Genomic DNA, 23,162 nt, shown 5'->3' with positions numbered 1-23,162 from the left:
ACCATGACCATAACCGATCAATCCCAGAACCCGGCATCGACGAGACACAGCTTGCCAGCCACTGGCAAGAAGAAATCCAGCGGCCGTATGATGATCTTCGGATTTTTGTCGCCGACGCTGTTGATCCTCATTTTCATGGTGGCGTATCCGATCATCTCGTTGATCAGCTACAGCTTTTACAACTTCTCCGCTCTGAACCCGCACGAGGGATACAAATGGGTCGGATTGGGCAATTACACTTATCTGTTGAGTGACAAGGCCCTGTGGCAACGGTTCATTTTCACGGGCAAATTCGTATTTGTCTGCGTCAGCCTGCAGATGGTTATTGGCATTTTCGTGGGCTATCAGCTTCAGAAAAAGTTCAAAGGCCGGGATGTGATCTTCACCTTGTTGATGATGCCTATGATGCTGTCTCCGGTGGTTGTGGGGTTCCTGTGGCGTTACATGCTGAACTCTGAATGGGGAGTCGTGAATTATCTGATTTCCAGCCTGGGACTGGACAAAGTTCTTTGGCTCAGCCAGACCACGCCAGCACTTTTTGCCGCCGCCGCCGCTGATACATGGATGTGGACGCCATTTATCATACTGCTTGCCACCGCCGCCTTTCGGGGCATCCCGGAAACCATATATGAAGCGGCCGACGTGGATGGCGCAAGCCCGGCTTACAAGTTCTTCCGGTTGACCCTTCCCATGTCTGCGCCCGTGCTGTTCATCGCACTGATCCTGCGGCTTATCGACAGCTTCAAGCAATATGATCTTTTCTTTGCTCTCACGGGTGGTGGTCCGGGCTCGAGTACCGAGACTGTCTCTTTCGCCGTCGCGAAAACAGCGTTCAATTATTTCTACACAGGCGAAGCTTCGGCACTGGCGGTGATCCTTCTGTTCATCATAATCGGTCTGTCGATGATCCTTGTCCGCCACCTGAATAAAATGGGGGAGAAGTACTGATCATGGCAAAGGTCGAGCTGAAAAACCTGTCCATTGAATTTGGCGCGTTCAAAGCGGTCGATGATGTGAACCTGACGGTCGAAGATGGCGAGTTTGCTGTCTATCTTGGTCCCTCCGGGTGCGGCAAGACTACGACACTGCGCGCGGTTGCGGGGCTGCAGGACGCCACCCGAGGCGATATTCTTTTTGATGGGCAAAGGGTCAATGACCAAAGTCCGAGCCAGCGTAACATTGCGATGGTGTTTCAGTTCGTCTCGCTTTATCCGAACCTGAATATCAGGGAAAATATCATCTTTCCATTGAAGGCACGCGGTGTTGCCAAGGCCGAGATCGCCCGCAAGCTTGACTGGGTTGTTGATATTTTCAAACTGGGCGATGAGCTGAAACGTTACCCCGGTGCACTGCCGCCTGGCACAACACAAAAGGTTGCCCTTGCGCGTGCTGTCGTACGCGACCCTGCAGTGTTGCTGCTTGATGAGCCGCTATCGGCCATTGACGAACAGTTCCGCGAGGAAATGCGTTGGGAACTGGGACACCTCCAACGTGAATTGGGCGTAACCACAATCTATGTCACTCATGATCAGCGTGAAGCGATGTCGCTGGCCGACCGGATCGTGCTGATGAATGACAGTAAGATTGTGCAGGTCGCAGATCCGCAGAGCATGTTCTTTGAACCCAACTCCGAATTCTCCGGTCAATTCATCGGATCGCCCAGTATGAATTTTGTTGATCTGATACCTGTGGGTCCGGGGTTTCGTCTGGGTGACAGTCAGGCCATTTTGCCGGCAGAGGCAGTTCCCGAACATGTCCGTAACACAAAGCGGCCTATCCGCATGGGCGTGCGTCCTCGAGACGTGCAACTGGTTGATGGTGCAGCGCCGATTGAGATCAAGCTGCCGGTGCAGGACATATTTTCTGTTGGACGGGAGCGTTACTTCACCTTCGAAATAGGAGATGGCATTGCCCAGGGCGTGGATGTGCGGGCCGAAGCGCAGGGTGCTGCAACGAGTATCGGACTGCGCCTTGAAGGGCTGAAATTCTTTGACGCACAGACCGGCCACCGAATTGCAACAGATGAGGTTGCAGCATGAGTGATGCATTGCTCGAACTTAAGGGCCTTAAAAAATCCTACCGTGGGAAACCTGCCTTGCGCGGCATCGATCTGGATGTGCGCCCGAACGAGATATTCGCGCTGCTGGGACCGACTGGCGCAGGTAAAAGCAGCACGGTTCAGGCCACTGCAGGCCTGCTGGATCTGGAAGCGGGACAGGTTGTTCTCGATGGACGTGATGTGACAGACATCGATCCCGCCGGCCGTGATTTATCGATTGTGTTCGAGGGCTTCAACCTGCTGCCGGTGTTGAATGTTTTTGACAATATTGCCTTTGCATTGCGGTCTCCTGCCTATCGTGAGGATGAGGGTGAGATCCGTAAACGGGTGCAGCACACGGCTGAATTGTTACGCATTGCGCAGCATCTTGATCGGGATGTGAATACATTGTCGGGGGGTGAAAAGCAGAGGGTCGCGATTGCGCGTGCGCTCGTGCGTCAACCATTGATGTTCCTGTTGGACGAGCCGCTCTCCGCACTTGATCTGAAACTGCGCGAGGGCCTGCGGTCCGAGCTGCGTCAGATCCATCGTGAACAGAATTCAACCATGCTCTACGCGACCCATGATTATCACGGGGCCATATCAATCGCGGACCGCATTGGGGTCATCAATCATGGCCGCATCCTGCAGTCTGGCACGATTGAAGAAATTTTCGAACGCCCGGCAAACGCATTTGTAGGCAGGCTGATTGGCAGCCCGGCCATGGCGTTTTTTGATGCTGCACTGGACGGTGATGAAATCAAGATCAAAGGCTGCGAGCAGACCTTGCCAGCGGGTCAGTTTGGGCTTGAATCAGCGGCCAGGGGCGAATTTGAACTGGGCGTATGGCCTGAGGACATCCGCATTACAGAAGCCGGGTCTGCGGCCAATTCCGCGTCGGTTTATGCGGTGGATAATCGTGGCTTTGAATGCGCTGCCCAGATCGACTATGGCGCAGGCCTTTTCCGCAAGGTGCTGGACGAGGGACAGCTTCTCAAGCAAGGCGAGACCTGTGGTTTTCGCGTTGCGGACGGAGCCGGTTTCCTGTTTGAAAAAACCAGCGGTGCGCGGGTATCACATCAGGGCGAGGGAGGTTTGTGATGGGTTTCAACAAGATGCTCAGTACTGCCTATCGGGTAGCAACGCTCATGATTGTGGCCGGCTTCGTGATGCTATGCCAGCCGGTTTCCTTGTTTCTGTTTTCGTTTGGGTTTCCAGTACTGTTGATTGGCGTGATCCTGTTTATGATCCTGGATCATATTCCGGAAAAACCCGTCACTGAGGAGGACATATAAATGGCGAAACTACCCAAGAAAATCCTGAACGATCCGCGAAATGTTGTCACCGAGATGCTTGATGGTTTGGCATTGGCGAATGACGGGCGCTTGGAACGGTTGGACGGCAAGGACATTTTAATCCGCACCGACCTTCCCGACAGCAAAGTGACGTTGCTTATTGGCGGGGGCAGCGGGCACGAGCCAATTTTCCACGGCTTTGTCGGCAAGAATATGGGTGATGCTGCGGCCTGCGGGCAAGTCTTTGCAGCCCCTTCACCCGACACAATTATGGACGCTGCCATGGCCGCGCATCGCGGTAAGGGCGTTCTGTTTCTGTACGGCAATTACGCTGGCGACAATATGAATTTCGACATTGCCGCAGAGCTGCTGGAGGAAGAGGGCATCGACGTGCGCACTGTGCGCGTCAATGACGATGTGGCCGCCGCTCCGCCGAAGCGTGCCGATGACAGGCGGGGAATTGCAGGTGACATCTATGCCATCAAGGTCGCAGGCGGGGCTGCCGGTGAATGTGACACGCTGGATGAAGTTGAGCGCATTGCGCGCAAGGCTGTCGATAATCTGCGGTCGATGGGGGTCGCTGTTGCGGCAGGTTCCATACCCGAGACCGGCAAGCTGACATTCCAACTTGCCGACGATGAGATCGAGATTGGCATGGGCGCGCATGGTGAGGCAGGCATCGCAAAACAAAAGATGACCTCCGCGGATGAGGTTGCTGATCAGCTCATGGAACGGATTCTGGCGGATATACCGCTGGGCGAAGGTGATGAAATTGCGCTGATGATCAACAATCTTGGTGCAACGACCATGATGGAAATGCTGATCGTGAACCGCCGTGTGCGCCAGATTCTTGCGGATCGGGGAATCATCGTGCATCGCACCGATGTTGGAACATATCTGACTGTGCAGGAAATGGCGGGCTTTTCGATAACGGTGATGAAGCTTGATGACGAGTTGAAACATTATCTGGACCTGCCTGCGCGCTCGGTTGGCCTATCGAACATGTAAGGACACAGACGATGAAGGAACTGACTGAAAACCAGGTCGTGGAGATGCTCAGGGAAGTATCAAAAGCGGTGATTGACAAGACAGATGTGCTGACGGACGCCGATTTGGCAACCGGGGACGGAGATCACGGAATCGGTATGCGTAGAGGCTGTGAAGCGGCGCTTGAAGGTTTGGTTCCCGGCCTCTCGGTGCAGGACGCGTTCAAGAAAACCGGTATGGCAATCATGTCGAAGACCGGCGGCGCAGCAGGTGCGGTATTTGGCACGTTTTTTCGCGGCGGCGCTGGAGCGTTTGCGGATGCAAAAACGCTTGATGCTGCGCGGTTTGCGGATTTCCTTGCTCAATCAGCGCAAGCCGTGTCGAAGCGTGGTGGCGTGGAAGAGGGTGCCAAGACAATGGTGGATGCTGTCATGCCTGCCGCGCGTGCTGTCGAAGCGGAAGCATCGGATGATTTGGTGGCGGTTTTCACAGCAGCTGAACGCGGTGCGCTTGATGGCGTCGAGGCCAGCAAGGCGATGATTGCAACAACAGGCAAGGCACGTTCATTGGGTGAGCGCTCCATCGGGCATCCCGACCCGGGTGCGATTTCGGTGTCGATTATCCTCGGCGCAATGAAGTCCTACGCTGCATCGCTCTGACACCATCCAAATCGAAAAAGGAGACAACACATGGCAGATCTTGACGATATCAAGGACGGCAAGGACTGGGGCGAGGACAGCCCGGTGGACGTCAGCCGCTTCTTTCTGAAGGGCAGCGAACATTACGATTGGGGAATGAAAGCCCGTCTTTCCAATATTTTCCGGCCGGAAAGCGGAAGAACGGTCATGCTGGCTTTTGATCATGGATATTTCCAGGGCCCGACCACCGGTTTGGAACGTCTCGATCTCAGCATTGCGCCGCTTGCGCCCTATACAGATGTGCTGATGTGTACGCGCGGTGCTTTACGGACGGTCATCCGGCCAGAGACAAAAAAGCCCGTTGTGCTGCGCTGCTCTGCCGGCAACAGCATCCTGACGGAGTTGTCAAATGAACTGATCAGCGTCGAGATCGATGATGCGATCCGCTTGGGTGCATCTGCCATGGCAGCGCAGGTCTATATTGGTGCCGAATATGAGCACAAATCCATCGCCAATGTCGTCAAGCTGATTGATATCGGAACGCGCTATGGCATTCCGACAATGGCAGTGACGGGTGTAGGCGCGGATATGGTGCGCGATGCACGGTATTTCGGGCTGGCAACGCGTATCGCTGCAGAGATCGGATCGCAGTTGGTCAAATCTTATTATGTCGAGGATGGTTTTGAGAAGATCGTGCTGGGTTGCCCGGTTCCGATTGTCATCGCTGGCGGAAAAAAATTACCCGAACGTGATGCACTTGAGATGGCCTATCGCGCCATCAACCAAGGCGCTGCTGGCGTGGATATGGGGCGCAATGTGTTTCAATCCTCAAACCCGGTTGGCATGCTTCAGGCGCTGGAACAGGTCGTACATCACGACATGACCGGCGAGGAGGCCTATGCCCTGTTCCAGGACGCAACGCCCCTGAAAGTCGCTTGATTTTCCCACGAAATTGTCCGCCCGGGTGTCGGGCGGACCGCAGAATGAGTGAGGACACCCAATGCAGAATCGATGGAATGATGGCGACGCGGCGATCCATACGTCAGATCTGGAACTGCGTGCCTATACCTCCCGCCTGATTGGTATGGACACTGATCTGGTTCTGCATGGTGGTGGCAATACATCGGTAAAATCAGTGCATCTGGATCGGTTCGGTGTGGAACATGAGGCGATCTGGGTCAAAGCAAGTGGTTATGATCTGGGCCAGATGTGGACCGAAGGGTTTACGGGACTGCAACTGAACCCGCTCCTGCAACTGGCGCAGCTTGATCAATTGTCTGACCCGGACATGGTCAATGACGTGAATTGCGCCCGATTTGATTCCAATGCGGCCAATCCGTCTATCGAAGCGATTGTGCATGCGGTCATTCCCTACAAATTTGTCGATCACACCCATGCCAATGCCGTACTGACAATTTCGAACAGCGCACCCGCCATGTTCAAGGAAATCTATGGCGATGATGTTCTTGTGCTGCCCTATGTCAAACCGGGGTTTGATCTGGCGCTGCAGTTCCGCGACGTTGTAGAACGCGGCTTGCTGGAGCAATATACCGCCATCATATTGCAGCATCATGGCGTGTTCACCTACGCTGAGAATGCGCGCACTGCTTATGATCGGATGATCGACGTGGTGGAGCGAGCAGAGGCTGCGCTTGCCGTTAGGGTTGGGGCTGCGGTGCGGCCTGTCCTTGCCGCGCAGAATTCGGTTGAAATTGCACGTGCGAGGAAAGCTGTCTCCGATGCTTTTGGAAAAGCGGTTCTGTCGCTTCCAGCGGGAAGTGTGGAACCCGGCCAGGTACACGCGATGGCGGAACAGGCACGGCACGGGACGCTGACGCCTGAGCACGTCATTCACAACAAACCTTTTCCGGCGGTCATTGGCGAGAGGCCTGCAGAAGCCATCGCGACGTTTGCCAGCGCGTATGAAAGCTATGTCGATCTGCACAACAATCCGCATCTGACAATGATGCCTGCCGCTCCGCACTGGGCGCTGTTTGAGTCCGGCCATGTGCGCAGCTTTGGCCTAAACTTCAAACGCGCGACGATCTCACGCGACGTCTCCGAGGCGACCACAGAGGCGCTGCGCTGTGCCGCCGAACTGGGCAACTGGCAAGGGCTTTCATCTGAAAATCTGCGTGATCTGGAATATTGGGAACTGGAGCAGGACAAGTTAAAAAGACAGAAGCCTGACGCCGATCTGGCTGGGAAAATAGCTATCGTCAGCGGCGCGGCGACAGGCATTGGGCATGCATGTGCGCATGTGCTGCGTGAACGCGGCGCAGTCGTTGTCGGGCTGGACATTAACCCGAATATTCTGTCCTCAATGAGCCAGGCTGACTTTCAGGGCATCGTCGTGGACCTGACGGAAGAGGTTCAGGTTACCGCTGCCCTTGAACATGTGGTCGAGAGCTTTGGCGGGCTGGACATTGTCGTGTCCAATGCCGGGATTTTCGAGACCGGTCAGACAGTCGAGACAATGGAAAATGCCGTCTGGGATGCTGCGCTGGCCGTAAATCTGACGTCGCACCGGATGCTGATCAAACATGCGGTTCCCTTTTTGCGCCATGGTATCGACCCTGCCATTGTGTTTATTGGGTCGCGCAATGTCGCAGCGCCTGGGGGCGGTGCTTCGGCCTATTCTGTCTCGAAAGCCGGTCTCACCCAATTGATGCGCGTTCTTGCGCTCGAATTGGCGGGAGAGGGGATAACCGTAAATGCAGTCCACCCCGATGCCGTATTCGACACAAATTTGTGGACGCCGGAAGCACTCAAGAAATCGGCAGATCGTTACGGATTGTCGATAGATCAATACAAGACCCGAAACCTACTTGGGTGTGAGGTAACGTCCCGAGACGTCGGACTTGCCGTGGCGGCTTTTGTTGATGGCACCTTGAGCCGTACGACAGGCGCACAAATGCCGGTCGACGGGGGCAATGACAGGGTTATCTGAGGCATTGTGCGCTTGCATAGCCAGGATTTGACCCAACAATTTTCAGGCTCGTCCTTTGGTTGGAACCCGCATCATACCGAATTCGCTGAAGCTGTAGAGCTCATCAACACAGGTGGCATTGATTTGAAACCAATGATCACCCAGATCTATCCGATTGATAAGGCGGTCGAGGCTTTCGCTTTGGCTGGTGACCGGTCAAAAGCCATGAAAGTTCAACTGAGTTTCAGCTAGACTTATTTTGCCGGTATTTTTCTATAGCGTTGTCATAAACGGGGGAATTATAAACCGGCATCTCAACCCGGCGCGGCGTGTATTCCCCGGAGTCTGTGACCTTTCGGACATGGGCTGCAATTTCCTCCATGGGTGCAAACCATACATCCTCGGACTCCAGAGCTTTTTCCAGGAAGTTGGCGACAACCTCCCAACGCGCCAGCCGGCCGGTGGCAAACGGGTGAACAACTGCGACCCAAAGCCCGCCATATTTCTTGATCGTGTTGAATTCCTGAATGTAGGGCTCAAAGCCCATGGTCGGAGCCATGATATTACCGAAATAGCCCAGATCTTCTGACTGGACGAATTGCGGCCAGTCATCAAGGCCCCAATGGGTTGGCAATTCCACCAGACTACCTTTGGCAGTGTCCAGCATATAGGGCTGATCGTCGCCCATCAGGGATGCATCATAACTGAAATTGCGCTCAGCGAGCAGATCGCATGAAACGTCTGACATATTGTAAAGCGGGGCGCGCCATCCACGTGGGGCATTGCCAGTTGCGCGTTTGAGAATGTCGATACCAACGTCGAGCCAATGGGCCTCTTCGTCTGGCGTCAATTCATTCGGATGCTCATGAATATAGCCGTGATGGCCTATTTCATGACCGCCCTCCAAAATTGTGTCGACGGCCCGTGGATAGCGTTCAACACACCACGCCGGGATGAAGAAGGTCTGCTTTATGTCGAGGCGGCGATAGGTTTCCACAATGCGGGGAATGGCGATTTCCGGGCCATATTGCAGCATTGATGTAGTCGCTGACTTTCGGTGGCTTTCCTTTGGATGATTGATATGGACCAGGCTATCTGCATCCATGTCGAACGTCACGCAGGCCGCGCATTTTGCCCCATTGGGCCAAGGCACCGGGTTTTTTATCATGGCATTATACTCCCACCATTTACACCGATCCCCTGGCCGGTGATGTATGCTGCGTTTGGCCCTGCAAGAAAGAGTGCCATCTCTGCAATCTCTTCTGGTTGTCCAAATCTGGCCAACGGAATTTCAAGCTCTTTGGCACGCCATTCGGGGCTCATGTTTTCGGCTGCCAGCATCTCTGTGTCGATTGGCCCCGGGCAAAGTGCATTCACCAGGATGTGGGGCGCGAATTCCTTTGCCCAGCATCGAACGAGGCCCAGAACGCCGTGTTTGGACGACACATAGGGCGCATAGGATTCGCGCCCGTAATAGGAAAGATCCGATGCGATCATGATCACGCGTCCCTTGCTGCCCTGCATGGCACGAATGGCCTCACGACCAATGATGAATGAGCCGCGCAGATTTACGGCCATCACCTGATCAAACTCGGAGGTTGTGGTTTCCAGAAGGCCGCGTTCGTGGATAATGCCGGCACAATTGACCACAGCATTCAGTGGGGAAAAGTGGGTGTTGACGTGCTGGAACAGCTCCAGGATTGACGCCTCATCGGTTACATCGCAGATGATGCCTTCAGCCGAGCCGTCTGCTGCGCGAATGGTATCGACTGTTTCGACAGGATCGTTCAGATCGGCGCATAAAACGTGCGCACCTGCCCTTGCAAATACTTTTGCACAGGCTGCTCCGATGCCACGGTAAGCGCCTGTCACCAAAACGTTCATGCCTTCATAGCCCTGGGTCATGCCATGACCTCCCCACGGTCCAGATGATAGGCTTGTCCGGTGATGTCACGCGCCCCATCGGATGCCAGATAAAGATAGATCGAAGCCATATCGTCGGGCTCCAGCAATCCCCCCAGGACCTGACCTGCGATGATTTCTTTGAGCAATTCATCTTCTGAACGCCCAGAGCTTTTTGACATTTTCGCAAGGGTCAGCATGGACGCTTCGGTTTTGACCCAGCCGGGGCAAACCGCGTTTACATTGATGCCAAGCGGGGCCAGTTCGTGCGCCATTGAACGCATGAAGCCGATATTGGCGTGTTTTGATGCGCAGTACGCTGAATAATCAGCAACCGCTGTGCGGCCCCAGATGGAGGCTGTCAAAATGATACGGCCACCTTTGTCCATCTTGCGAACAGCATGCCGCGTCATCAGGAATGTCCCCATAATGTTGATGTCGATGATCCGGCGAAAGGTGGCTTCAACGGCGTCGTCGGGGTCGGTTATTGGCGTTGTGCGCTCTAAGCCCGCATTATTGATGAGAATGTCAAGCCGGGCAAATTGGCTCATAATCTGTTTGATCTGATCCACATCGGTAATGTCGCAGCGAATGCCTTTAACTGTTTGTCCGATCTCGTCGGACAGGTTTTCAGCGGCATCAAAGACGGTCTCGTCGTCGGCGAGAATGGACAAATCGGCACCAGCCTGCCCAAATCCTTTTGCAACCCCGTATCCGATGCCACGGCTTCCGCCGGTCACCAGAACGGTCTTGCCAGAAAAATCATATGTCACTTTGCCCATGTTTTACTCTGATGTGGTTCGTGGTGGGCGGTTGTGAGAGATGCGACCTATCGTGTTCATCAGGATCTGCGCAGCAAGAATGGCTGTAGTTCCGGAGTGGTCGTAATCCGGTGCAACCTCGACCAGATCCAGACCAACAATCTGGCCGCGCTTTGTCAGCCCGTCGAGGAATTCAAGGATTTCATAATAGAGAAAACCGCCATGCGATGGCGTGCCTGTTCCCGCTGCAATTGAGGGGTCGAACCCGTCAATATCAATGGTCACATAATAGCGCACCCCTTCGGGTATGCGGCCAAGTACCTGGTCAACGCCCAATTTGCGGAATTGGCGCACCGAAAGGATGTCTGAGCCCATCGCGCGCGCGTCATCATAGCCTTCTTTGGCGGTGGAAGAGACATTGCGAATACCAATTTGTGACAGGCCGGTCACATAAGGCTTTTCAGCTGCGCGGCGCATGGGGTTTCCGTGACCAAAGCGCACGCCGTGCCGTTCATCTACAAAATCAAGATGCGCATCAATCTGCACGAGGTGGATAGGTTCTTGATCCGAGAAGGCATTTACACAGGGGATATTAATCGAATGATCGCCGCCCAAAGTGATGGGGATGGCGCCTGCGTCCAGAATTTTGCGAACCCCAAATTCGATGTTCTCATGGCTTTTGATTGTATCAGTGTGGACGATATCCGCATCGCCAAGATCAACGATCTTGACCTGGCCAGCCGGCAAATATGTTACGTCGTCCTCATGGTCGTAAGCGCCACCATGCCCAAAGGAAAACAAGGTAGAGGCCTCGCGGATCGAGCGTGGACCAAAGCGGGCGCCGGGCCGCCATTGGGTTCCAAAATCATATGGCGCACCAAGAATGGCAAAATCGGCTTCTATATTGTCCCAATCTGCCACATAGGGGTTCTTGCCAAACGTTGCTATGCCAACAAAAGGAAGATCAAGCCGACCTGATTCATATTGGTTTTGTGTCATGTAACGTCTTTCAAGTTCGGTTTGAGCTTGTCAGCGAAAATCACGAAAATATCCCGTTGAAAAAGTGTGTTCGCATCTTCTTCGGTTTGGTTTTCGTCCGAGATAAACAGAAAAAAGCGGATATTCTGCACCGCAAACAAGGTGTCAGCCAATGTATGGGTGTCAATGTGCCCGGACAGGGTGCCACGGCGCTGGTATGCTTTTACCAAGACCGACATCAACTCGATCAGGGTCCGATCCAGATCGCGGTATGTATGGCCAAATTGCTTGCCACCTTCCAGAATGCTGGCAGCAAGCACTTCACGCCAAGTGCTTTTGGTAAGATAGGTTATCGCGTGCCTGCGCATGATCTGACCAAAATTTGCGACGGCATCCTGGATGTCGATGGGCAGTTCATCGATCAGGCAGTTCAACTGAGAAATCAGTCGAACGTCGCTTTCCTTGACCAAAGCCAACAGCAGATTGGCCTTGGTTTCATAGTAATTATAAACGGTTACCGCTGATACATCCGCCTCTGCGGCGATGCTTTCAATCGTGACTTTGCCGTAGCCTTCGTTCTGGAACCGGGTTCTCGCCACTTCCAGAATGCGTTTCGACCGGTCCAGTTTTTGGCGCTTCCGCAAGCTCAAAACTGCCATGTCGTCCTCCCAGACTTTTACCATTTGCGCCCTTCCAGACTTTGCTGTCGGTAACTTTGCTTCGGAGCAACTCTAGAGTGAGTTTGAAAAAACGTCTAGACACACAAGAATTTTAGTGACTAAACTTTAATAGTCAATACAAATAAATATCAGATGGAGACGATGTAATGAGAAAGATGGGAACCGCATTAGCTGCTGGCGCCGTAGCTTTGACGTTTGTGGCGGGCGCTGCATCGGCCGAAGAAATCAACGTCGGGCTGTGTGTCTCATGGCCGGGCTACGCCATGCTTGAGATCGCCAAACAAAAAGGTCTGGCTGAAGGTTACGAAATCAACACAGTCATATTCGATGACCCACTGGGTGGGCAGGCTGCATTGGCCGCCGGTCAGATCGATATTTATGAATGCACCGGGGATTACACGCCTTTGGCGATCGACCGCGGTACCGGAGTTGTAACCGTCGCATTTGCCAATCCTTCTTTTGGCGTGGACCATGTTATTCTTTCGCCGGGCGTTGATGTGTCAAACATCAAGGGAAAGCGCATCGGTGCCCCGCAGGCCTATATCGGTCAGCTTTTGATGGGCGTGTGGCTGGATGGTGAGAACATCCCTCTGGATGATGTCAATTGGGTCAATCTTCTGGCAGACGAGGCCGTCGGACCGATGCTTTCGGGCGATCTGGCAGCTGCATATCTGTATGAACCCTGGATTTCCAAAGTCATGGAGAACCTTCCCGGATCTACCTCGGCTGCAGATACCAGCGAAGATTGGATGCTTAAAACCGGCATCTTCACGGATGTGATTTATATGAATGGAGATTTCATAAAAAACCACCGGGGCGCTGCGCTTGATATGCTGAAGGCACGCTTTGATGCAGTTGGCTGGTGGCATGACAACACTGATGAGGGAAATCAGCTGATGTCTGATTACCTGCAATGGCCGCTCGCTGACATTGAGTCTGTCATTGGCACCAACGGGAAATTTCTGGATGGTGGAATTTACATGTATGATTTTGATGAATCCGCCAAAGTATGCGGCGTTCTGGAAGGCGAGCCTCCTTTTGGCCTTGAAAACGGGTCCATCACAACCGTCATCAAGACGATCAATGAATATTGGGTGCGTTTTGGCCTGATGACTGAGGTCCACGATCCTGCAGCTGGTGTGGATTGTTCACTCATGGCTGAACTGGTCGGCCAGGGCTATCGCCAATCGTTCGAAGCACGCAAGTAAACAGCGGTCCATTCAGGAGGCCGACCATGTGCGGCCTCCTGCTTTTCGGGAAACCTGACAACAGGCGATTATAATGAACAAATCCTCGAATGGAGCGGCGCGGGCGCCCTGGCTTGGGTTGCGCAAACAGGTGTCTTCAAAGCAATCTATTCTCTCAGCGATCTTCATCTGGACGCTGTTCTTCGCTGTTTGGGAAGGTGTTTCACTGGCAGGTCTGGTCAATGATCTGCTGGTTCCAGCGCCTCATACCGTTCTCACGACATTGGTGGACATGCTGATAAACAGAGGTTTGGTTTCAGATATATTGATCAGCGTTTGGCGCGTCGTTTTCAGTTTTAGTATCGCCTGTGCTGTAGCTATTCCCCTGGGTGTCGCTATGGGGGCATTCCCGGCCATAGAGGCGGTGTTCAACCCGTTTGTATCCGCCTGGCGTTATCTGCCCGCACCATCGTTCATTCCCATTTTGCTGATGTGGTTTGGAACCGGTGAGACGCCCAAACTCGTACTTTTGGTCATTGGGGTGGTTTTCTTCCTGATTACAATCATCATGGATCACACGCGCGAAGTGCGAACCGAACTGGTTGAAACAGGGCTGACATTGGGCGCAAAGCGCTGGACCATTGTTCGTACAATTATTCTGCCGGCGGTTTTGCCACATGTTTTGACGGCGATGCGTCAGATGCTTGCTGTGACCTGGACCTACCTTGTAATTGCCGAGATTGTCGCCTCGACCACCGGTGTCGGCGCGATGATGATGCGGGCGCGGCGGTTCCTGCATACTGATGAAATCATGGCCGGTATTATTGTCATTGGAGTTTTGGGATTGTGTTTCGACATCCTGTTCCGCAGGGCGCACCGTTGGTTCTTCCCCTATATCCAAGATCGGAGGAATTGATTTGTCCGAACTTCATCACACAAATACGATGGCTACCACTTCGGCCAAATTGGTTGTGGACGGCGTTACGAAACGGTTCTCTTTGGGAAAGGGTCGTGAGGTCCAGGCCATCGCGGAGGCGTCATTCATCGTCGAAGAAAACGAGATCTGCACAATCCTGGGATCTTCCGGATGTGGCAAGTCAACAATTCTTCGGATGATGGCAGGGCTGGAAACGCCCACTACGGGCGAATTGCGTCTTGACGGCAGCGCCATTACCGGCCCCGACCGGGAACGCGGCATGGTGTTTCAGGCCTACACCTCGTTTGATTGGCTGACGGTTCGGGGGAACGTCGAATACGGCATGCGTATCAATGGTGTCCCTAAAAAAGAACGCCGCGAACGCACACAGGAATTCATCGATCTTGTTCATCTGGGTGGTTTCGAAGATGCCTTTCCGTCACAATTGTCTGGTGGGATGAAACAGAGAGTGGCCATCGCCCGCACGCTGGCAAACGATCCCGCACTCTTGCTGATGGACGAGCCATTCGGTGCGCTTGATGCAGAGACGCGTTGGCATATGCAAGAATTGCTGGTCGGTATTGCTGAGACTGCGAACACGACAATGGTGATGGTTACGCATGACATTGAAGAGGCCATTTATCTGGGGGATAAGATTGTTTTCATGTCCAGCCATCCCGGGCGCGTCCACAAGATCATCGTTCCCGAGTTGAAGCAAGGCAAGCGCTATCAGAGCAAAGAAGAGGTTATTGGTCTGGAAGGCTACGGAATCCTGGAAAAGGAAATCATGCGTTTGATGCAGGAACAGGGTGCAAGGGACGAGCACTGATTGGTGCCGACCAGACAGTCAGAAGAGGAACACATGAGCGATCAGTTTTTTCATCCACCCTCCGGGTTCGATTTACCCCGTTTCGCCGGTATTCCGACCTTCATGCGCTTGCCGCACGTGACCTTGGATGATGCCCGCCTGTCGGACGTTGATATTGGCTTGATAGGTGTGCCCTGGGACAGTGGCACAACAAACCGCCCCGGGCCTCGCCACGGCCCGCGCCAATTGCGCGATATGTCTACGATGATACGGGCTCAGAACGGCGCTACTGGTATCCGTCCGTTTGAAGAAGTCAATTGTGCTGACCTTGGAGATGTGCCGCCTAATCCGGTCGATCTCATGGACAGCATGAACAGGATCACATCGTTCTACCAAACGGTTCTGAAGGCAGGCATTTTTCCGATGACTGCGGGGGGCGACCATTTGTCGACGCTGCCCATTCTCAGGGCTGTGGCGGAAAAACACCCCGTCGGCATGATCCATTTCGATAGCCACACAGATTTGTTCAAAGACTATTTCAACGGGTCGAAATATACCCACGGAACACCATTCCGCAGGGCTGTTGAAGAAGGGTTGCTCGACCCTCATCGTGTTTGCATGATCGGTATTCGGGGAACCACATACGATAATGAAGACCGCGACTTTGCCGACAGCGTCGGGATTCGTGTCATTTCGATTGAGGAATTCCATGCCCGAGGCGTCAAAGATGTGATGTTGGAAGCACGAGAGATCGCTGGTTCCGGAAACACTTATGTTTCGTATGACATTGATTTCGTTGATCCTGCCTTTGCTCCTGGAACCGGAACGCCTGAGATTGGTGGTCCCAACAGCTTTCAGGCCATCGAGGTTGTACGCCATCTGAAAGGTGTGAATATTGTTGGGGCAGATCTGGTCGAAGTGTCCCCGCCGTTTGATGCTTCAGGGGGCACCGCATATTTGGGTGCGTCACTGATTTTTGAAATGCTGTGTGTCATAGCCCCGACACTTCAACCAAGAGTATCAATGGACTGATTAAAGAGGGGTGGTGCAACGCATTGACACCATCATCCAACTTGGTTGCGACCGAGGGCTATAATGGTTTCAGAAAAAGCTCCAGGGCTGCCCGCAAATAAAAGCTGGTTGAGAAGATCAGAACAGGTCCGTCTTTTCTGGAGCATTCGTGCCAAAAACACCTTCCTCAGAAGGCGCCAATACCCTTCTGCATTTTGCATCAGGTTCGGCCCTTGTTTTGTTGCATAAAGTCCAGTGCCACTGCGCGCGCAAATTGAAGCGCAGGTCTCTTTGAAAGCTCTGTCCGTACCATCGAATTCAAGATGAATTTCTAGGCTGGCTTTGGGTTTCTTGCCGAAAATTTGAAAACACCGAGTGATTTTCTGAAACCACGAAAACTTAAAAATTGTGTGCAGTTAGCAAGAGACATTCAAAAACTGGTGCGATTGTGAAATTAAAGAATTCCCAATTTGCGCGCAAAAACGAGCCGTTTACTTGGTTTTGGATATTGAAACGGTTTGAAATTGAATACAGAAACTTGACCAATATTTCATTTCAGGATACAGATTTTGGTGTTGGAATAAGATATTTCGGGGTAAAGTTCTTGGCGAAACCAGTCCTTGACGAAGAGGTTGATGGTGCGGAAGTTGATTCCAGTGCGCCGGGCGCCCTGATGGCGGATGCCTATGATCGTATCAAGAACGCAATTCTCCGCGGAACCTTCTCACCAGGCGCCAGACTGTCTCAGGTCAAAATTGCTGAAAGGCTGGGCCTGAGCCGCACCCCTGTTCGGGAAGCGTTGCGGCTCATTGAACGGGACGGCTTGATAACTTCTCAACGCGGGCGGCAGGTTGTAATTTCATCAACTTCCATGGCGGATCTTGATGAATTGTATGCGCTTCGCATCAAGCTCGACAGTGCAACGGTCCGTTTGTGTGTACCAAATCTGACAGACGACGATCTTGTTGAGATGCGCGACTGTCTCGATAAAATGGACAATAATTCGTCTGCAGAAGATTTTGAAAAATTTGATGCGGCTCACCGCAACTTTCACATGATCGCGATCCGGGCCGCTGGCCCGCGGCATATTACTTATTCAGCGCAGTTGAACGAGCATGCTGAGCGATACCGCCGAATGTACATCGTTCAAGCCAGTTCGTATCAGCAATCAAAGAGCGAGCACGAGGCCATTTTTGAAGCCTGCGAAGCTCGGGACGGGGAGTTGGTCGCCGCACTTTTGGCTGAACACTATGCACGCATCGCGCTTACGATTATTGCCCAGATTGAACCGCAGTTCGAGCCACGGCTTGTTCGGTCGGCTGTTCGCATTGCGCTTGAAGGCCAAAGCGGGCCGTCTCGAAAAGCAAAAGTTGATGCCAGCATCGCAAGCCAAATGCGAGCAATTTAATTCGGAACCAGCGATATCCGAATACCTTCAAAATGATGATTTCAAACCAGGTAGCGCAATCAGGCTACTGCTCAAATAACTCAAAATACGGAGACCAATCGTGAAACGTAATAAGATTGCGATCATTGGTTCAGGCAACATCGGAACCGATTTAATGATCAAGGTTTTGCGGATTTCCGACGTACTGGAAATGGGCTGCATGATCGGTATCGATGCTCAATCGGATGGGCTGGCGCGGGCCAAACGCATGGGTGTTGCAGCTTGCGAAACCGGGCTTGAAGGTTTTCTGGAATTGCCGGAAGCCGAAGAGATCGGTCTGGTCTTCGATGCCACCAGCGCAGGTGCCCATGTCAAGCACGACAAGATGTTAAGCGCGCGTGGCATTCCCGTCGTGGATTTGACGCCAGCTGCCATTGGTCCATTTGTTGTGCCTTCGGTCAATATTGACGAACATATCAGCGCACCAAACGTCAACATGGTGACATGTGGTGGGCAGGCAACAATACCGATCGTAGCAGCGATCTCTAAAGTGACGCCCGTTCGGTATGCCGAGATTATTGCCGCAATTGCCTCCAAGTCGGCGGGGCCTGGCACGCGTGCGAATATTGATGAGTTCACCGAAACGACCTCGCGCGCCATTGAAAAAATCGGCAACGCAAAGCATGGCAAGGCCATCATTGTTTTGAACCCCGCTGAACCGCCGCTGACCATGCGCGATACAGTTTTATGCCTGTGCGAAGACAGCGATCATGACGCTATTCGCGCATCAGTGAATGAGATGGTCGCGGAAGTGAGCCAGTACGTACCCGGCTATCGATTGAAACACGAAGTGCAGATTGAAGAAATATCCGCGAATGATCCAATTGTGCTTGCTGATTTCGATGACCGTTTTTCAGGGTTGAAAGTATCGGTGTTTCTGGAGGTGGAAGGAGCTGCGCATTACCTGCCTTCCTATGCTGGAAACCTCGACATTATGACGTCCGCAGCCATGCGAACGGCGGAAAAAATGATAGCCGGAGGGCGTGCGTGATGGCCGATATTTATTTGCAGGATGTGACCTTGAGAGATGGCATGCATGCCATCGGGCACAAGGTGGATCCCATACGTGTTGGCGAAATTGTAGCCGCACTTGATGCTGCCGGAGTTGACGCAATTGAAGTTGCGCATGGCGATGGCCTTGCCGGCTCATCGCTCAATTATGGGTTTGGTTCAAATAGCGACCACAGCTGGATTGAGGCTGCAGCGGAAAACTGCAAGCGCGCGCGTCTGACAACATTGTTGTTGCCAGGCATCGGAACAATTGAGCATTTGCGAAAAGCGGCCGCGCTTGGTGTAAGCTCGGTTCGAATTGCGACCCACTGTACTGAGGCTGATATATCCCGCCAGCACATCGAGGCCGCTCGCGAGTTGGATCTTGATGTATCCGGCTTTCTAATGATGTCTCATATGGCGCCTGCAGACATGTTGGCGCAGCAAGCCAAGCTCATGGAAAGTTATGGAGCGCATTGCGTTTATGTCACTGATTCCGGTGGTGCGCTGACCATGAAAGGCACCATCGACCGCATTCGTGCCTATCGCGATATTCTGGACGAGAAAACTCAGATTGGCATCCACGCCCATCAGAACCTGTCTGTTGCTGTCGCCAATTCCATTGTTGCTATCAATGAGGGCGCTTATCGCGTTGACGCTTCGCTTTGCGGAATGGGTGCCGGGGCAGGCAACACGCCAATTGAACCGCTGGTCGCCGTTTTAGAGCGTGAAGGGTATCATCATGGTGCTGATTTATTCGCGCTTCAGGATGCTGGTGAAGATTTGGTTCGCCCACTCATGGACCGACCCGTGCGGGTTGATCGGGATACACTGTCTTTAGGCTATGCCGGGGTCTATTCCAGTTTTCTGCGACATTCACAAAATGCATCGGAACGCTACGGCGTGGATGTACGGTCGCTCCTCGTGGAATTGGGAAAACGCAAAATGGTTGGCGGTCAGGAAGATATGATCGTCGATGTTGCGATCGACCTTGCCAGTGAGACCAAATGAGTAAAACTGAGAAGGTGACGTTCGGCTTCTATGAAGCGGGCGGCACGCAAGTTGTGATGCAGGCATTGGGCGAAAGCGGCCTGCTGCGCCGCGGGGCGATCAAAGTGACCGGACAGACCGTATGGTGGCACGTGCGCGCTGCTGATGGGTCTTGCCCACTCTCTGTACAGCGTATCAGTCATTGAGGAGGCTTGCATGACAAAGACAATTCTCATCACTGGCGGATCACGCGGGATTGGTGCCGCGACGGCAATTGCAGCCGGCAGTCTAGGCTGGAATGTTGTTCTGACATATCGCTCGGATGCCAGGGCGGCGGCCCAAATTGCAGAAAAAATCGAAACCCTTGGCGGTCAGGCTCGCGCGGTGGCCAGTGACGTGTCGGTCGAGGCCGATGTGATTTCGGTCTTTAACATGTGCAAGGAGACGTTTGGTCAACTTGACGGGCTTGTCAACAATGCCGGGATCTTGCCCGAAGTAGGGCGCCTTGAAGATTTTGATCTTGCGCGTTGGAACAAGACGTTTGCTGTCAATACCACCGGTACTTTCTTGTGTTGTCGTCAAGCTGTTCACTTGATGTCACCGCGTCATGGGGGCCATGGCGGATCAATCGTCAATGTGTCGTCAATGGCGGCTGTTCTGGGAGCTGCACACGAATTCGTCGATTATGGTGCGTCCAAAGGTGCCGTTGATACATTGACAATCGGACTTTCCAAAGAGCTTGGTCCTGACGGCATACGGGTAAACGGTGTTCGCCCCGGATTGATTGATACGGATATTCACGGAAGCGCTGGCGATGCCGCGCGTGTCGAGCGTCTGGCTGGCGGTGTACCGCTTGGGCGCGCCGGGACTGCAGCGGAAACTGCAGAAGCTATTATCTGGTTGCTGTCAGACGCCGCCAGCTACGTGACGGGCACTTTTATCTCCGTCAGCGGCGGCAGATGAGTTTAAAAAACAGGCCGCAAAATGCGGGCCTTGATGTGATTTTTTGAAAGGTTATTTATGTCAGTTACCGTCAACCATACAGGCATCACAGTTCACGATCTCGATAGATCGATTGCGATGTTTCGCGAGCTGTTTGATTTTGAAGTCTTCTCGCGGGCACCGCGTGACCCCGCAATCATATCTGGCGTAACTGGTGTGGAAGGTGCGGAAATCGAAGTTGCCTATGTTCGCAACGGGGCAGTCAGTTTTGAACTGCTATGTTACTCCAAGCCCGAAGAGCGAGAAGACTATCGTCCGCGCCCCTGCGACCTTGGATCTCTGCATATCGCTGTGAATGTTGAAGACATGGATGCCATGCTCGAAAAGGCACTCGCCTGGCCGCTGGATGTGGTTGGCAAAGAGGTTCAAATCGATGCCGGTCCCAATAATGGCTCGCGCATTATTTACTTACGCACGCCGGAAGAGGGATTGATTGTCGAGATGATCCAAAAGCCCAAGCAGGTCTAAGAGCTTGGGCTAATTGGAAGTGCAAATGGCTTTAAAGGGGCGAAAGAAAGCCTGGGCGACGTACTATGATGGTTTGATTTCTTTGGGGGTATCTTCTTGCTGCCCCCATTCGTGCCACGAACCATCATAAAGCCGCCAATTGGAGTGGCCAATCTCTTCAAGCATAAATCCCAGAATTGAGGCCGTTACACCTGAGCCGCAGGTTGTGATGATTTCACCTGAAGTATCGACACCGCGTTCTTCAAAAATCTCTTTTGCTTTTTGCGGTGACACAAAGCGATGGGATGGTGCAGGCTCGAAAAACAGCTGCCAGGGCGTGTTGATTGCACCGGGCATAAAGCCTGAGGCGACCCCCGGGTATCCAGAGCCTTCATGGCCATCAAAACGTGCTGCTGTGCGGGCATCAATCAAAGGCGTTTGCCCATTTTCGACGACGGCGCGAACATCAGAAATGGATGCCACCCGGCCTTCGGTGACTTTGGCTGGAAATGATTTTGATGTTACCGGTTTCGCATCCCCCGTTTCCAGTTCCCGGTCTTCGGCTTTCCACTTGCGCAATCCGCCGTTGAGAATCCGAACATTGTCGTGCCCAAAGGTTCTGAACATCCACCAGATGCGTGCAGACACGTATCCCGCGTCATAGATTATGACTTCCGTCTGCGAGCCGATGCCGAGCCTGCCAACAACTTCAGCGAAGAGCGCGGCTTCGGGAAGCATGTTCACATAGTCCGATTTTGGGTCCGAAATTTCGGTCAAATCGAGAAATTGCGCGCCGGGAATATGGCCCTGGCGAAAATCGTCAATCGCATGTTTTCCAGCGTCCGGTAAATACCACGAACAATCCACGATGGTCCTGTCAGCCTGTGACCCGGAGACCATTTGCTGCGCCAGTTCATCCGTCTCGATCAACCATTTGCTCATAGCTTGTTCCTCTTCAGCGTTCGATGCCTTTGCGGCGTGGCTTCTCTACCCAACTATTGCCGGTCATAACACCACCATCAATGACGAGATTTTGCCCGGTCACGTAGTTGGTAGAGGGCGCCACCAGATAGAGCGCCGTTGTAATAAGGTCTTCAGGCACTGCCAGACGTGCCATTGGAATGTAATTTGCGAACCATTCGGCCCTGTAGTCGTCATCCCACAGCGGGCGGGTGAACTCGGTTTGGACAAATCCGGGTTCGATGGCGTTGACGCTGATATTATCGTCAGCCCATTCATGCGCCTGCGAGCGCGTGAGCGATGTTACTGCGGCTTTTGTGGCTGCGTAAACGGAGATGGTATCGAATGAAACATTGGCTGAGAGCGAGCTGAAATGCAGGATGCTGCCGCCGCCCTGTTTCTTCATTATGGGATGAACTGCCTGAGACAGAAAATAAACCGATTTGAAATTGACGGATGTAATGAGGTCAAAATCCTCGTCAGTCACTTCTGAAATCGGTTTTCGTCTGTTTGCACCCTGAAGGTTGACCAGAATATCGATTTGCCCGGTTACCTTGCTTGCTTGCTCTGCCAAAGACAGCGTGGCCTCACGTGTGGAGAGATCTGCCTGGATGCCGGTAAATTTCAGGCCTTCCTTGTTAAAATGACTTTCAACAAGATCGAGCCTCTCCTGGGAAAGATCATGAACGATGACAGTGGCACCAGCTTTTGCGAAAGCCTCTGAAATCACCGAACCAATGGCACCCGCGCCACCTGCGACCAGGGCGGTTTTACCTTCCAGTGAATAGAGGGAAGATAGATAATCTGACATGGTTCACTCCTGATTTCCAAATGGGGCGACAACAGCCTGCTTTTGGCGGGTGTTATTTCGCATACCTGATTGGGGTCTGAACCCAAATCAATCTCTTGATTGGGTTCAGACCCCGGAATTTTCTCTGACAATGTTCATACCACAGCGTCGCAATTAATGGAGCGACAACCAACGGATTTTCACTTGTCCCTTATTCTCAACCTTAACGATGATTGCATGCCAGTTTGTAGCTATATTTTCGAATTCTGTATACTGTTTTCATTCAAAAACCCATGATTTACGTGTGTTTTGCGCAAATCTGCTATATTTTCCTTGAAAACTGTATTTTTTGTTTTCAATATGTAGGCAGTACGGATACAGTCTATCCGAGTTCAACGGGAGGAAT

General features: G+C 52.9%; 26 protein-coding genes. 19 read left to right on the top strand and 7 right to left on the bottom strand.

The window, feature by feature from the left end:
- Positions 1-3: 3 nt before the first annotated feature.
- From RAL91_RS22760 to RAL91_RS22720, 9 genes are all read left to right on the top strand, one after another.
- The gene (locus RAL91_RS22760) at positions 4-948 is read left to right on the top strand and encodes a carbohydrate ABC transporter permease (protein WP_306258519.1); all 945 of its coding nucleotides are present in this window, start codon (positions 4-6) and stop codon (positions 946-948) included.
- A gap of 2 nt (positions 949-950) precedes the next feature.
- Positions 951-2,039, top strand: coding sequence for an ABC transporter ATP-binding protein (locus RAL91_RS22755; protein WP_306258518.1), 1,089 nt, complete (start codon positions 951-953; stop codon positions 2,037-2,039).
- Positions 2,036-3,139, top strand: coding sequence for an ABC transporter ATP-binding protein (locus tag RAL91_RS22750; RefSeq protein ID WP_306258517.1), 1,104 nt, complete (start codon positions 2,036-2,038; stop codon positions 3,137-3,139). The genes RAL91_RS22755 and RAL91_RS22750 overlap by 4 nt, the downstream gene beginning before the upstream one ends.
- The gene (locus tag RAL91_RS22745; protein ID WP_306258516.1) at positions 3,139-3,333 is read left to right on the top strand and encodes a hypothetical protein; all 195 of its coding nucleotides are present in this window, start codon (positions 3,139-3,141) and stop codon (positions 3,331-3,333) included. The genes RAL91_RS22750 and RAL91_RS22745 overlap by 1 nt, the downstream gene beginning before the upstream one ends.
- Complete coding sequence (locus RAL91_RS22740) at positions 3,334-4,341, top strand: dihydroxyacetone kinase subunit DhaK (RefSeq protein ID WP_306258515.1); 1,008 nt, start codon at positions 3,334-3,336, stop codon at positions 4,339-4,341.
- Positions 4,342-4,352: 11 nt separating this feature from the next.
- Positions 4,353-4,979, top strand: coding sequence for a dihydroxyacetone kinase subunit DhaL (gene dhaL, locus RAL91_RS22735; protein WP_306258514.1), 627 nt, complete (start codon positions 4,353-4,355; stop codon positions 4,977-4,979).
- A gap of 30 nt (positions 4,980-5,009) precedes the next feature.
- Positions 5,010-5,897, top strand: a complete 888-nt coding sequence (lsrF, locus tag RAL91_RS22730) for a 3-hydroxy-5-phosphonooxypentane-2,4-dione thiolase (RefSeq protein ID WP_306258513.1) — start codon at positions 5,010-5,012, stop codon at positions 5,895-5,897.
- Between the two features lie 61 nt (positions 5,898-5,958).
- Positions 5,959-7,908, top strand: coding sequence for an SDR family oxidoreductase (locus RAL91_RS22725; protein WP_306258512.1), 1,950 nt, complete (start codon positions 5,959-5,961; stop codon positions 7,906-7,908).
- Between the two features lie 27 nt (positions 7,909-7,935).
- The gene (locus tag RAL91_RS22720; protein ID WP_306258511.1) at positions 7,936-8,139 is read left to right on the top strand and encodes a hypothetical protein; all 204 of its coding nucleotides are present in this window, start codon (positions 7,936-7,938) and stop codon (positions 8,137-8,139) included.
- Here RAL91_RS22720 and RAL91_RS22715 read toward each other — a convergent pair.
- From RAL91_RS22715 to RAL91_RS22695, 5 genes are read right to left on the bottom strand one after another with little or no spacing between them, the layout of a single operon-like run.
- A complete protein-coding gene (locus RAL91_RS22715) occupies positions 8,132-9,055 on the bottom strand; it encodes a polysaccharide deacetylase (protein WP_306258510.1) in 924 nt (307 codons plus the stop codon). The two genes, RAL91_RS22720 and RAL91_RS22715, sit on opposite strands and share 8 nt — an antisense overlap.
- Positions 9,052-9,792: an SDR family NAD(P)-dependent oxidoreductase gene (locus RAL91_RS22710; protein WP_306258509.1), complete on the bottom strand. Its 741-nt coding sequence runs from the start codon at positions 9,790-9,792 to the stop codon at positions 9,052-9,054. Before RAL91_RS22710 ends, RAL91_RS22715 begins: the two co-directional genes overlap by 4 nt.
- A complete protein-coding gene (locus RAL91_RS22705; protein WP_306258508.1) occupies positions 9,789-10,571 on the bottom strand; it encodes an SDR family NAD(P)-dependent oxidoreductase in 783 nt (260 codons plus the stop codon). Before RAL91_RS22705 ends, RAL91_RS22710 begins: the two co-directional genes overlap by 4 nt.
- 3 nt (positions 10,572-10,574) lie before the next feature.
- The gene (gene speB, locus RAL91_RS22700) at positions 10,575-11,549 is read right to left on the bottom strand and encodes an agmatinase (protein ID WP_306258507.1); all 975 of its coding nucleotides are present in this window, start codon (positions 11,547-11,549) and stop codon (positions 10,575-10,577) included.
- Positions 11,546-12,187 carry a TetR/AcrR family transcriptional regulator gene (locus RAL91_RS22695; protein ID WP_306258506.1) on the bottom strand — a complete coding sequence of 214 codons (642 nt, stop codon included), beginning with the start codon at positions 12,185-12,187 and terminating at the stop codon, positions 11,546-11,548. The genes speB (RAL91_RS22700) and RAL91_RS22695 overlap by 4 nt, the downstream gene beginning before the upstream one ends.
- A 167-nt stretch (positions 12,188-12,354) precedes the next feature.
- Here RAL91_RS22695 and RAL91_RS22690 point away from each other — a divergent pair, with 167 nt between their 5' ends.
- From RAL91_RS22690 to RAL91_RS22645, 10 genes are all read left to right on the top strand, one after another.
- The gene (locus RAL91_RS22690; protein ID WP_306258505.1) at positions 12,355-13,416 is read left to right on the top strand and encodes an ABC transporter substrate-binding protein; all 1,062 of its coding nucleotides are present in this window, start codon (positions 12,355-12,357) and stop codon (positions 13,414-13,416) included.
- Between the two features lie 73 nt (positions 13,417-13,489).
- Complete coding sequence (locus RAL91_RS22685) at positions 13,490-14,311, top strand: ABC transporter permease (RefSeq protein WP_306258504.1); 822 nt, start codon at positions 13,490-13,492, stop codon at positions 14,309-14,311.
- 1 nt (position 14,312) lies between these two features.
- On the top strand, positions 14,313-15,140 hold the full coding sequence (locus tag RAL91_RS22680; protein WP_306258503.1) for an ABC transporter ATP-binding protein: 828 nt from the start codon (positions 14,313-14,315) through the stop codon (positions 15,138-15,140).
- 33 nt (positions 15,141-15,173) lie between these two features.
- Positions 15,174-16,151: an agmatinase gene (gene speB, locus RAL91_RS22675; protein ID WP_306258502.1), complete on the top strand. Its 978-nt coding sequence runs from the start codon at positions 15,174-15,176 to the stop codon at positions 16,149-16,151.
- A 583-nt stretch (positions 16,152-16,734) separates the two neighbouring features.
- Complete coding sequence (locus RAL91_RS22670; protein WP_306258501.1) at positions 16,735-17,538, top strand: GntR family transcriptional regulator; 804 nt, start codon at positions 16,735-16,737, stop codon at positions 17,536-17,538.
- 97 nt (positions 17,539-17,635) lie between these two features.
- On the top strand, positions 17,636-18,568 hold the full coding sequence (locus RAL91_RS22665; protein WP_306263079.1) for an acetaldehyde dehydrogenase (acetylating): 933 nt from the start codon (positions 17,636-17,638) through the stop codon (positions 18,566-18,568).
- Positions 18,568-19,578 (top strand): 4-hydroxy-2-oxovalerate aldolase, encoded by a 1,011-nt coding sequence (dmpG, locus tag RAL91_RS22660; RefSeq protein WP_306258500.1) that lies wholly within the window; start codon positions 18,568-18,570, stop codon positions 19,576-19,578. The genes RAL91_RS22665 and dmpG overlap by 1 nt, the downstream gene beginning before the upstream one ends.
- The gene (locus RAL91_RS22655; protein ID WP_306258499.1) at positions 19,575-19,763 is read left to right on the top strand and encodes a hypothetical protein; all 189 of its coding nucleotides are present in this window, start codon (positions 19,575-19,577) and stop codon (positions 19,761-19,763) included. Before dmpG ends, RAL91_RS22655 begins: the two co-directional genes overlap by 4 nt.
- 10 nt (positions 19,764-19,773) lie before the next feature.
- Positions 19,774-20,520 (top strand): SDR family oxidoreductase, encoded by a 747-nt coding sequence (locus RAL91_RS22650; RefSeq protein WP_306258498.1) that lies wholly within the window; start codon positions 19,774-19,776, stop codon positions 20,518-20,520.
- A gap of 57 nt (positions 20,521-20,577) precedes the next feature.
- Positions 20,578-21,027 carry a VOC family protein gene (locus RAL91_RS22645; protein ID WP_306258497.1) on the top strand — a complete coding sequence of 150 codons (450 nt, stop codon included), beginning with the start codon at positions 20,578-20,580 and terminating at the stop codon, positions 21,025-21,027.
- 63 nt (positions 21,028-21,090) lie between these two features.
- Here the strand turns inward: RAL91_RS22645 and RAL91_RS22640 are convergent, their stop codons facing one another.
- On the bottom strand, positions 21,091-21,948 hold the full coding sequence (locus tag RAL91_RS22640; protein WP_306258496.1) for a sulfurtransferase: 858 nt from the start codon (positions 21,946-21,948) through the stop codon (positions 21,091-21,093).
- 13 nt (positions 21,949-21,961) lie between these two features.
- Positions 21,962-22,777 (bottom strand): SDR family NAD(P)-dependent oxidoreductase, encoded by an 816-nt coding sequence (locus RAL91_RS22635; RefSeq protein WP_306258495.1) that lies wholly within the window; start codon positions 22,775-22,777, stop codon positions 21,962-21,964.
- Between the last annotated feature and the right edge of the window lie 385 nt (positions 22,778-23,162).

It is taken from the genome of Pararhizobium sp. IMCC21322, assembly GCF_030758295.1.
Classification (GTDB): Bacteria; Pseudomonadota; Alphaproteobacteria; order Rhizobiales.
The sequence above is the reverse complement of the archived record's forward strand: the minus strand, read 5'-3'. Positions and strand labels throughout refer to the sequence as shown.